The following is a 10041-nucleotide window of genomic DNA, read 5'->3' as shown; positions in this document are numbered from 1 at the left end:
GCGGTCGCCGTCGTGGCGGTGGCGGTGGCGGTGGTCGCTCCGGCGGCCAGCCGAAGGCGCAGGGCCAGTCGAAGGGCGGCCGCTCCGGCGGCGCGGCCTCGCAGCCCGGCGCCCGCATCGCGGGCTCGAAGCCGTCCGGCGCCGGCCGCAAGCGGTCGGCCGCCGACTTCTCGTCCCGCGGCTTCCGCTGACCTGACCCCCGAAGCGCACACGAGGGGCGTCCCGCTCGACGGGACGCCCCTCTCGTGCGCTCTCGGTGCGCGGCTCAGCCGCTGAGGCGACCGTGCAGGTCGCGCAGGCGGGTGAAGACCTGCCGCAGCTGCTCGGTGTCGCTGCTCGACCCGTCGGCGACGGTGAGGCCGACCTGCTGCTCCACCGCGCGCTGCACCAGCTCGGCGGCGGCGTCGACCGCGGCGCGGGGGTCGTCGACGAACCGCCACGACAGCTCGCGCCACTGGTCGGTCGGGTCGGCCGGCGGCGGCACCGGGCTCGGGTCGGGCGTGGGGGTCGGCTCGGGCACCGGCGCCGGGTCGGGCGGCGCGGGGGAGGGCAGCGGGTCCGGCGACGGCTCCGGCACGGGTGAGGGCTCGGGCACCGGGGACGGCTCGGGCACCGGTGCGGGCGCCGGCGGCTCGTGGCTCGGGCCGGGCGTCGGGCCCGGAGCGGGCTCCGGGTCCGGGAACACGTCGTCGGCCCGCTCGTCGGCCCGCTCGTCGGCCCGCTCGTCGGCCCGCTCGTCGGCCCGCTCGTCGGCCCGCTCGTCGGCCCGCTCGTCGGCCCGCTCGTCGGCGAGGTCGTGGTCGGCGTCGTCGGAGGTGATCACGGCCGTGCGCGTCGGCGCGTCGGCGGACGCCTCGCCGGTGGGCAGGTCTCTCAGGTCGTCGGCGGGACGCGGTGGCGCGTCGACGGCGCCGAGCGCGTGGTAGGTCTGCGCCTCCCACCCCGTCACGGGCTCGTCGTGCGCGCCGTCGAGGTCGGCGCGCCGCTGCTGCGACCAGAACGGGCTCGTGCTGTCGGACATGGCGGGACCTCCCGTGGTGCCGGTGGCGCGGGTGCCGCGCCGGGCGTCGAACCTACTCGCGCGGCGGCCGCCTCGCCGGGTGAGGTCGTGCACCCGTCCGGATGGACGCCGGAGACGGAGGTTGGTGCGCGTCGGTGCGGTTTGGCATACTCGCGCCCGGCCGTGGCGCAGGGGGCGTCGCGGACGGCAGGGGGGAGTCGGCGTGGACGCCGTGAGCATCGTCGAGGACGAGGTCCGCGAGCTCATCCGCCGCCGCGGCGTCGACCCCGCCCGCGACTCCGGCGACGTGCGGCGCCTGGTCGAGGAGGCGGTCGCCGACTACGACGCCCGCTCGCTGTCCGGCGGCCTTCCGCCGCTGCACGACGCGGGCGCCGCGATCAAGAGCGTGCTCGACGTCGTGGCCGGCCTGGGCCCGCTGCAGCAGTACCTCGACGACCCGCGGGTCGAGGAGGTCTGGATCAACGAGCCGGGCAAGGTCTTCGTGGCCCGCGACGGCGTCCCCGAGCTCACCACGACGATCCTCACCCACGACCAGGTGCGCGACCTGGTCGAGCGGATGCTGAAGACGTCCGGCCGCCGGGTCGATCTCTCGAGCCCGTTCGTCGACGCCATGCTGAGCGACGGCAGCCGGCTGCACGTCGTCATCCCCGACATCACGCGGCGCCACTGGGCGGTCAACATCCGCAAGTTCGTCGTCAAGGCCGACCGGCTCGACGACCTCGTCGGGCTCGGGACGCTGACCCGCCAGTGCGCCGACCTGCTCGACGCCGCCGTCGCGGCCGGGCTGAACGTCCTGGTGTCGGGCGGCACCCAGGCCGGCAAGACCACGATGCTCAACTGCCTGGCCGCCTCCATCCCGCCCCGTGAGCGCGTCATCACCTGCGAGGAGGTCTTCGAGCTGAAGATCCCTCTGCGCGACTGCGTCTCGCTGCAGTGCCGGCAGGCCAACCTCGAGGGCACCGGCGAGATCCCGCTGCGGCGCCTGGTGAAGGAGGCGCTGCGCATGCGGCCCAGCCGCATCGTCGTCGGCGAGGTGCGGCAGGCCGAGAGCCTCGACCTGCTCATCGCGCTCAACAGCGGGTTGCCGGGCATGGCGAGCATCCACGCGAACAGCGCGCGCGAGGCCATCACGAAGATGTGCACGCTGCCGCTGCTCGCCGGCGAGAACGTGGGGTCGAAGTTCGTCGTCCCGACCGTCGCGGGGTGCGTCGACCTCGTGGTGCACCTCGCCCTCGACGCCGACGGCACCCGACGGGTGCGCGAGGTCGTGGCGGTGCCGGGCCGGGTCGAGCAGGACGTCGTCGAGACCGCCGACGTGTTCACCACCCGCCACGGCCAGCTCGTGCGTGCTGACGGCTACCCGCCCCACCCCGACCGGTTCGAGCGGGTCGGCATCGACCTCGCCCGCCTCCTGCGCCACGAGAGCCGTTGACAGATGGGGGTTCTCGTCGGACTGCTGCTCGGCACGGGGCTGTTCTGCGTCTGGTGGTCGGCCTGGACGCCGTCGCCGCGGACGCCCCCCGACCCCGGTGCCACGACGTGGAGCACCCGGCTGCAGGACGAGCTGCACCAGGCGGACATGGCCACGGTCGGGCCGCGGGCGCTGCTGCTCACCTGCGTCGCCGCCGCGCTCGCCGCCGCGCTGCTGGTGCTGGCCGTGTCGTCGTCCCCGCCGATCGCGCTCTGCTTCGGCGCGCTCGGCGGGTGGGCGCCGATCGCGCTGGTGCGGGCCCGCGCCCGGCGGCGGCGGACGATGGTGCGCGACCTGTGGCCCGAGGCGGTCGACCACCTCACCTCGGGCATCCGCGCGGGCCTGTCGCTGCCCGAGGCGCTGGCCCAGCTCGGCGACCGCGGCCCGGTCGAGCTGCGTCCGGCGTTCCGGGAGTTCGGTGAGGACTACCGCGCGACAGGGCGTTTCACCGACTGCCTCGACCGGCTCAAGGACCGGCTCGCCGATCCCGTGGCCGACCGCATCGTCGAGGCTCTGCGGCTGACCCGCGAGGTCGGCGGCAGCGACCTGGGGCGGCTGCTGCGCACGCTGTCGGCGTTCCTGCGCGACGACGCCCGCACCCGTGCCGAGCTCGAGGCCCGGCAGAGCTGGACGGTGAACGCGGCCCGGCTCGCCGTCGCCGCGCCCTGGGTCGTGCTGGCACTGCTGGCGTCGCGCCCCGAGGCGGTCGACGCGTACAACAGCCCCACCGGTGTGCTCGTGCTCGCCGTCGGCGGCGTGCTGTCCGTCGTCGCGTACCGCGTGATGGTGCGGGTCGGGCGGCTGCCCGAGGAGACGAGGGTGCTGCGGTGACCCCCGTCCTCACCGGTGCCCTCATCGGGCTGCTGGGCGGCCTCGGCGCCTGGCTCGTGCTGGTGCGGCTGCCCGCGATGCGCCGACCGACCCTCGACGACCGGCTGGCGCCGTACGTCCGCGACGTCGCCGCCCCGTCCACGCTGCTGCGCCAGGCGCCCGCCCGCACGCCGTTCGGCGTGCTCGAGCGGCTGCTCCGCCCGGTGATGGGCGACGCCGTGCGCTGGGTCGAGCGGCTCAGCGGCGGGCCGGGCACCGTCCGCCGCCGGCTCGACCAGCTCGGCGGCACCACCACGGTCGAGCAGTTCCGCGCCCAGCAGGTGGTGGGCGGCGCCCTGGGGCTGGCGGCGGGGCTCGGCGGCGCCGCCCTCGTCGGCGCCCGCCAGGGACTCAACCCGCTGCCGATGCTGGCGATGGTGGTGATCGGCCTGCTCGTCGGCGTGTTCGGCCGCGACCAGCTGCTCAGCCGCGCCGTGCGCCGGCGCGAGGAGCGCATCCTCACCGAGTTCCCCACCGTGGCCGAGCTGCTCGCGCTGTCGGTCGGCGCGGGCGAGGGGCCGGTCGGGGCCCTCGAGCGGGTCGCGCGCACCACCAGCGGCGAGCTCGCCGTCGAGCTGCGCCGCACCCTCGCCGACGCGCGCGCCGGGGCGACCCTGGTCGAGGCGCTCGAGGGCCTGGCCGCGCGCACCAGCCTGCCGATCCTGGTCCGGTTCGTCGACGGCGTGGCCGTCGCCGTCGAGCGCGGCACCCCGCTCGCCGACGTGCTGCGCGCGCAGGCGCAGGACGTCCGCGAGGCCGGTCGGCGCGAGCTGATGGAGACCGGCGGCAAGAAGGAGATCGCGATGATGGTGCCGGTGGTGTTCCTCGTGCTGCCGGTCACGGTCGTCTTCGCCGTCTACCCTGGGCTCGCGGTGCTGAGCCTGGACCTCGGCTGACGAGGTGGGACGAGTGGCCACCAGCACCCGGAACAAGGGGGAACACGCATGAGCACGACCACGATCGGCCGCGCCCTGCGCCGCCGGCTCGACGCCGTCCGCGACCAGCCGGAGCGCGGCGACGTGCCGGGCTGGGTGATGGTCACCCTGATGACCGCCGGCCTCGTCATCGGCATCTGGGCGCTGGCGGGCGACCAGCTCGAGCAGGTGTTCACCGAGGCGATGAACCGCGTCACGAACTTCTGAGCCGTCGTGCGGGGCCAGCCGCGGCGGGGCGGTGACGAGGGGTCGGCCGTGGTCGACTTCGTGCTCGTCGGCGCGCTGCTGACGCTGCTGTTCGTCGGCGTGGTGCAGCTCGCCGTCGTGCTGCACGTGCGCAACACCCTGGTCGACTGCGCGTCCGAGGGAGCGCGGTTCGGCGCCCTCGCCGACCGCACGCCCGCCGACGGCGCCGCCCGCACCCGCGAGCTGATCGGCCTGTCGCTGTCGCCGCGCTACGCCGACGACGTCACCGCCACCACCACGACGGTCGACGGCGTCGCCGTCGTGCAGGTGCGGGTGCGGTCGCCGCTGCCGGTCGTCGGGCTGCTCGGCCCGAACCGGGGGCTCGACCTGACCGGTCACGGCGTCCAGGAGGTGGCTGCGCCGTGACGCGGGTCCTCAGTCGGCTCGAGCGCCTGGGCGGTGACGAGGGCAGCGCCGTCCTGGAGTTCGTCTCGCTCGGGGTGCTGCTGCTCGTGCCGGTGGTGTACCTGGTGGTCTGCCTCGGCCAGGTGCAGGCCGCGGCGTTCGCCGTCGAGGGCGCCTCCCGCGAGGCCGCCCGGGTGCTGGCCCGCGCCGACGACGAGGAGCAGGCGGCGCAGCGGGTCGACGCCGTGGTGGCCCTGGCGCTGCGCGACCAGGGCCTGGCCGATGCCGACGACCCGCGGCCCGACGTCGAGGTCGTGTGCTCGGCCGACCCGTGCACCGCACCCGAGACCCGGGTGAGCGTCACGGTGCAGGTCGAGGTCGTGCTGCCGGGCGTCCCCGCGTTCGTCGACGCCGTCGTCCCGACCCGGGTGCCCGTCCGCGCGACCGGCGAGTCGGTGGTCGAGCGGTTCGCCGGGACGAGCGGGTGAGCGCCGCCCTGCGCCGGCGCCTCGCGGCGGTGCGTGCCGGCGGCGACGACGGCCAGGTGGTGCTGCTCGTCATCGCCTACTCCGCGATCGCGATCGCCCTCGTGCTCACCGTGGTGAGCGCCTCGCAGGTGCACCTGGAGCGCAAGCGGCTGCTCGAGGCGGCCGACGCGGCGGCGCTCGACGCCGCCGACGAGATCGCCGAGGACGTCTACTTCGGCGGCGGGGCGGAGCCCGGGTCGGTGCCGGTGAGCGACCGCTCGGTGCGCGACGCCGTCGAGGGCTACCTCGACGACCGCCGCGCCTGGACCAAGTTCGACGACCTCGCGGTCGCGCCCGGCACGGGCACGCCGGACGGGCGCACGGCCGTGGTGACGCTGCGGGCCACGGTCGAGCCGCCACTGATCGGTTGGGCGCTCGAGGCGTGGTCCGACGGCGTGCAGCTGCAGGTCACCTCGCGGGCGCGGGTGGCGACGAGCTGACCGCGGCCGCCCACGCCGCCGCGAACGACGCGACGTCGGGGTGCCGGTCGTCCGGCTCCGGGGCGGTGGCGCGGCGCAGCACCGCCAGGAGGGGCTCACCGGCGCGGAACGTCGCGGGGTCGCCGGAGCCGTCCCCGAGCAGCACGAGCGCGATCCGGGCGAGCGTGAACACCGTGCTGCGCTGGTCGACCACGGCACCGCGCGTGCGCTCCTCCGGCGACATCACCGTCCGCGACCCGGTCATCTCGCCGACCCGGTTCACCACCGGGCCGCGGTGGTACTCGTCGAGGTCGACCAGCGACGTGGTGCCCGCGCCGACGTCGTGCAGCAGGCAGCCGAGGTAGAGGTCGCCCGCGACCCAGCCCGCCGCCGCGAGCGCGACGTGCGCGTCGACGACCGTCGACAGCGCCGCCAGCGCGCCGGGCAGCGGCAGCGCCAGGAACCGGTCCCGCGCGTTCCCCGGCTCCCCGCGCCGCTCCACCGGCACGTGCAGCACCTCACCCGGCACCCAGGGCCGCACGAGCACCGGTCCCTGCCGGCCGGCGGGCACCAGCACCGTCGGCGCCGGCAGCGCCGGGTGCGCCACCGACGAGGCGACCCGGGCGGCGTTCTCCAGCAGCGCGACCCGCTGCGCGAAGGCCTGCGGCGTCGGGTCGTCGACCAGCCCGGCGGTCTTGACGAACCAGTCCGCGCCGTCGACCCGCACGCCGTAGGCGACGTTGCCCGAGTCCTGGGTCGCCGCGTCGCGCACCGCGAACACCTCACCGACCCGGTCGAGGTGCGCGCGGACGTCGTCGTCGAACCGTGCCGGCGGGAAGCCCACACCACCATCCTGCCCGCGCGAGGGGCAGGATGAGCCGCATGACCGACGCGACGGAGCGGTTCCGGCAGGCGCGCGACCGGCTGGTCGAGCTGCGCGACGACTACGCCACGGCACGGGCCGAGTTCGCGTGGCCGCGGTTCGAGCACTTCAACTTCGCCGAGGACTGGTTCGACGCCGTCGCGGCCGGTCCGCGCGCGGACGAGCCGGCGCTGTGGGTGGTCGACGACGGGGCCGACGACCAGCAGGTCACCTGGGCCGAGATGGCGCGGCGGTCGCGGCAGGTCGCGTCGTGGCTGCGCGGGCTCGGGGTGCGCCGCGGCGACCGGGTGCTGCTGATGCTGGGCAACCAGGTCGAGCTGTGGGAGACGATCCTCGCCTGCATCCGGCTCGGCGCCGTGATGATCCCGTGCACGCCCCTGCTGGGCACGGCCGACCTGCGCGACCGGGTCGAGCGCGGCGACGCCCGGCACGCGGTTGTCGGCGCCGGCGACACCGGCAAGCTCGACGGCGTCGAGGGCGCCTACACCCGCGTCGCCGTCCCGGGCCGGGCGCGTACCGCCGTCCCCGAGGGTTGGCACGACTACGACGAATCACGTTCGGCCGCAGATGTTTTCGAGCCGGACGGCCCGACCGGTGCCGACGACACCCTGCTGCTGTACTTCACCAGCGGCACCACCTCGCGCCCGAAGCTCGTCGAGCACACCCACACCTCGTACCCGGTCGGGCACCTCACGACGGCCTACTGGATCGGGCTCGAGCCCGGCGACGTGCACCTGAACATCTCCTCGCCCGGGTGGGCGAAGCACGCGTGGTCGAACGTGTTCGCGCCGTGGATCGCCGAGGCCACGATCCTGGTGGTGAACCAGCCGCGCTTCGACGCCGCCGGCCTGCTCGCGGTGGTGGAGCGCGTCGGCGTCACCAGCTTCTGCGCCCCGCCGACCGTGTGGCGGATGCTGATCCAGAGCGACCTGGCCTCGCTGCGCAACCCGCCGACGAAGGTGGTCGGCGCGGGCGAGCCGCTGAACCCCGAGGTGATCGCGCAGGTCGAGCAGGCCTGGGGCGTCACGATCCGCGACGGGTTCGGCCAGACCGAGACCACGGTGATGGTGTCGAACTCGCCGGGCCAGCGCGTGGTGCCCGGGGCGATGGGGCGCCCGCTGCCCGGCTACCCGGTCGTGCTCGTCGACCCGGCCACCGGCGAGCGGCTCGAGGGCGACGACGTCGAGGGCGAGATCTGCATCGACCTCGCCGACCGCCCGGTCGGCCTGATGGTCGGGTACCACGGCGACCCGGAGCGCGACGCCGAGGCGATGCGCGACGGCTGCTACCACACCGGCGACGTCGCCCGCCGCGACGCGGACGGCTACCTCACCTACGTCGGACGCTCGGACGACGTGTTCAAGGCCTCGGACTACCGGATCAGCCCGTTCGAGCTCGAGAGCGTGCTGATCGAGCACCCGGCGGTCGCCGAGGCCGCGGTCGTGCCGTCGCCGGACCCGCTGCGCCTGGCCGTGCCCAAGGCGTACGTGGTGCTGACCGCGGCGCACGAGCCGACAGCGGAGACCGCGCGGTCGGTGTTCGCCCATTCCCGCGAGCACCTCGCGCCGTACAAGCGGGTGCGCCGGCTGGAGTTCGCCGAGCTGCCGAAGACCATCAGCGGCAAGATCCGCCGGGTCGAGCTGCGGGCCTCCGACGCGCAGCGGCACCCGGAGGGCACCGAGCGCGTCGACGGCGAGTTCTGGGAGGACGACTTCCCCGACCTGCGGGGCTGACCCGCGTCAGGGCCGGACGGGACGCTCCCCGCGCGCGGTGGCCCCCGCGACCTCGCCGACGCGGCGGGCCCGGGTGTCCGGCCGCCTGGCCTCCACGAGGTGCACCAGGGCGGCGCGACGCACGGTGCGGGGGAACGCGTCCCAGGTCTCCCGGGCGCCCGGGTGCTCGGCGAGGGCGGACGCGAGGTCGTCCGGCACGACGAGGTCCTCGACGTCGTCGAGCAGGGTCCACGCGCCGTTCGCCCTCGCGACGTCGATCGCCGCCCGGCCGGCCGGCTGCATCCGGCCCTCGGCGAGCAGCCGCTCGACGCGGAGCTTGTTGGGTCGCGCCCAGCCGCTGGTCGGCCGGCGCGGCGCGAACCACATCCGGCTCCGCCCGGCGTCGACGGTGCCGTTCGTGCTGTCGATCCAGCCCCACGCCAGCGCCTCGACCACGAGCTCCTCGTAGCCGACGGCCGGCCGGCCCGTCGCCCGCTTCCACTGCACGACCCACACCCCGGCACCGCGGGCGTGGTGCTCGGCGAGCCACGTGCGCCACTGCTGCAGCGTCTCGGGGTGCGTGCTGGTCTCGGCCGAGTACGGGACGGGGCTCACCCGCCGATCGTGCCCGCGCGCCCGGTGCCCGACAAGGCCTCCGGACGCGTCGGTGCGGCCGCCGGGCTCTCGCCCGACGACCGCCTTCGGCGCGTCGCGACCTAGGTCACCCGGCGGGCCGGCTCCCGGTCGGTGCGGCCGACCCGGACCCGGACCCGGACGGGCGCGGCGTCCCCGAGCGCCTCACCGAGGCGGGCGACCGTGTCGTCAGCCGCCGCACGCACCGACGCCAGGTCGGCGTGCGGGTCGACGGTCGCCGCCAGGTCGACGAAGCGGCGTCCCGCGTCCTGGCGGCAGCGACCGTCGGCCGACCGCACGGCGTCGTGGCGGGCGAGGTCGGCGGCCGCGGCGTCGGCCACCGTCCCGAGATCGGCCTCGAGCCGGCCCGAGGCGTCGGACCCGTCGAGCCGCAGGCGCCTGTCGACGCGGCCGGGCAGGTGGGCCACCAGCCAGCGCAGACCGAGCAGCACCAGCACCACGGCGACGCCGAGACAGGCCCAGGGCCACCAGGGCGCCGAGACCGCCGAACCGGCGTCCGGTGCGGGCAGCCGGTCGGACCACCCGTCGCCGGTCGGGCCGGCGGGCAGCAGCTGCTCCGCCCAGCCCGCGCGCCAGGCGACCACCAGGGCGCCGGCGGCAAGCAGGACCAGCCCGAGCAGCGCGGCGACCAGGCGGTCGCCGACGGCGGCGGCGCGGCTCATCGCGCACCCCCCGTCCGCACCCGGACCCGCACGCGGGGCTGCGGGCGCACGTCGGCGACCAGGGCGCGGACGCGCTCGGTGACCTGCTGCTGCACGGGTGCGGTCGCCGACGCGGTGGTCGTGACGTCGACGCGCAGGGCACGGCGGGTGCCGCCGGCGCGGGCCTCCAGGACGCCGGGCAGGTCGCCCACCCAGGTGCGGACCAGCCGGGCCAGGTCGCCTGAGCCCACCCACACCCGGTCGTCCGGGCCGAGGGCGAGGTGACGGCGGCGCCGGGGACGCAGCGCCGCGAGCAG

13 protein-coding genes and 1 pseudogene are annotated in these 10041 nt (G+C 76.2%); 9 read left to right on the top strand and 5 right to left on the bottom strand.

The window, feature by feature from the left end:
* Positions 1-191: pseudogene (locus tag ACYVKY_RS07885) on the top strand (hypothetical protein); the annotation flags it as partial.
* 74 nt (positions 192-265) lie between these two features.
* Here ACYVKY_RS07885 and ACYVKY_RS07880 read toward each other — a convergent pair.
* Positions 266-1021 carry a hypothetical protein gene (locus ACYVKY_RS07880; protein ID WP_460434420.1) on the bottom strand — a complete coding sequence of 252 codons (756 nt, stop codon included), beginning with the start codon at positions 1019-1021 and terminating at the stop codon, positions 266-268.
* A 202-nt stretch (positions 1022-1223) separates the two neighbouring features.
* On the opposite strand from ACYVKY_RS07880, the gene ACYVKY_RS07875 reads away from it, so the two are divergent.
* Genes ACYVKY_RS07875 through ACYVKY_RS07845 form a run of 7 tightly spaced genes read left to right on the top strand, consistent with a single transcriptional unit; the run spans position 1224 to position 5855 of the window.
* Positions 1224-2453 (top strand): CpaF family protein, encoded by a 1230-nt coding sequence (locus ACYVKY_RS07875; RefSeq protein WP_460434419.1) that lies wholly within the window; start codon positions 1224-1226, stop codon positions 2451-2453.
* Between the two features lie 3 nt (positions 2454-2456).
* On the top strand, positions 2457-3323 hold the full coding sequence (locus ACYVKY_RS07870) for a type II secretion system F family protein (protein ID WP_460434418.1): 867 nt from the start codon (positions 2457-2459) through the stop codon (positions 3321-3323).
* The gene (locus ACYVKY_RS07865; RefSeq protein ID WP_460434417.1) at positions 3320-4258 is read left to right on the top strand and encodes a type II secretion system F family protein; all 939 of its coding nucleotides are present in this window, start codon (positions 3320-3322) and stop codon (positions 4256-4258) included. The genes ACYVKY_RS07870 and ACYVKY_RS07865 overlap by 4 nt, the downstream gene beginning before the upstream one ends.
* A 48-nt stretch (positions 4259-4306) precedes the next feature.
* Positions 4307-4504 carry a hypothetical protein gene (locus ACYVKY_RS07860; RefSeq protein ID WP_460434416.1) on the top strand — a complete coding sequence of 66 codons (198 nt, stop codon included), beginning with the start codon at positions 4307-4309 and terminating at the stop codon, positions 4502-4504.
* Between the two features lie 48 nt (positions 4505-4552).
* The gene (locus ACYVKY_RS07855; protein ID WP_460434415.1) at positions 4553-4909 is read left to right on the top strand and encodes a TadE family protein; all 357 of its coding nucleotides are present in this window, start codon (positions 4553-4555) and stop codon (positions 4907-4909) included.
* Complete coding sequence (locus ACYVKY_RS07850; protein ID WP_460434414.1) at positions 4906-5376, top strand: pilus assembly protein; 471 nt, start codon at positions 4906-4908, stop codon at positions 5374-5376. Before ACYVKY_RS07855 ends, ACYVKY_RS07850 begins: the two co-directional genes overlap by 4 nt.
* Positions 5373-5855, top strand: a complete 483-nt coding sequence (locus ACYVKY_RS07845) for a pilus assembly protein TadG-related protein (protein WP_460434413.1) — start codon at positions 5373-5375, stop codon at positions 5853-5855. The genes ACYVKY_RS07850 and ACYVKY_RS07845 overlap by 4 nt, the downstream gene beginning before the upstream one ends.
* On the opposite strand, the gene ACYVKY_RS07840 is transcribed toward ACYVKY_RS07845, so the two are convergent.
* Positions 5824-6678 carry a serine/threonine protein kinase gene (locus ACYVKY_RS07840; RefSeq protein WP_460434412.1) on the bottom strand — a complete coding sequence of 285 codons (855 nt, stop codon included), beginning with the start codon at positions 6676-6678 and terminating at the stop codon, positions 5824-5826. The genes ACYVKY_RS07845 and ACYVKY_RS07840 overlap by 32 nt on opposite strands.
* Positions 6679-6716: 38 nt before the next feature.
* Between ACYVKY_RS07840 and ACYVKY_RS07835 the strand changes: the two genes are divergently transcribed.
* Positions 6717-8450, top strand: a complete 1734-nt coding sequence (locus tag ACYVKY_RS07835) for an acyl-CoA synthetase family protein (RefSeq protein ID WP_460434411.1) — start codon at positions 6717-6719, stop codon at positions 8448-8450.
* Between the two features lie 6 nt (positions 8451-8456).
* Here ACYVKY_RS07835 and ACYVKY_RS07830 read toward each other — a convergent pair whose 3' ends face one another.
* From ACYVKY_RS07830 to ACYVKY_RS07820, 3 genes are all read right to left on the bottom strand, one after another.
* Entirely contained in the window at positions 8457-9044 is a 588-nt protein-coding gene (locus tag ACYVKY_RS07830; RefSeq protein ID WP_460434410.1) for a YdeI/OmpD-associated family protein, read from the bottom strand.
* Positions 9045-9145: 101 nt separating this feature from the next.
* A complete protein-coding gene (locus ACYVKY_RS07825) occupies positions 9146-9745 on the bottom strand; it encodes a hypothetical protein (RefSeq protein WP_460434409.1) in 600 nt (199 codons plus the stop codon).
* The coding region (locus tag ACYVKY_RS07820; protein ID WP_460434408.1) for a DUF6286 domain-containing protein at positions 9742-10041 on the bottom strand (300 nt) is incomplete at its 5' end. The genes ACYVKY_RS07825 and ACYVKY_RS07820, both read right to left, overlap by 4 nt.

Source organism: Angustibacter speluncae, assembly GCF_054777815.1.
Note: the sequence above shows the minus strand (reverse complement) of the source record. Positions and strands in the feature narration are given on the sequence as shown.

Bases quoted from the DNA above. Each gene is read 5' to 3' on its own strand.
- ACYVKY_RS07880 (WP_460434420.1), bottom strand. From the start codon at position 1,021: ATGTCCGACAGCACGAGCCCGTTCTGGTCGCAGCAGCGGCGCGCCGAC.
- ACYVKY_RS07870 (WP_460434418.1), top strand. From the start codon at position 2,457: ATGGGGGTTCTCGTCGGACTGCTGCTCGGCACGGGGCTGTTCTGCGTC.
- ACYVKY_RS07860 (WP_460434416.1), top strand. From the start codon at position 4,307: ATGAGCACGACCACGATCGGCCGCGCCCTGCGCCGCCGGCTCGACGCC.
- ACYVKY_RS07835 (WP_460434411.1), top strand. From the start codon at position 6,717: ATGACCGACGCGACGGAGCGGTTCCGGCAGGCGCGCGACCGGCTGGTC.
- ACYVKY_RS07825 (WP_460434409.1), bottom strand. From the start codon at position 9,745: ATGAGCCGCGCCGCCGCCGTCGGCGACCGCCTGGTCGCCGCGCTGCTC.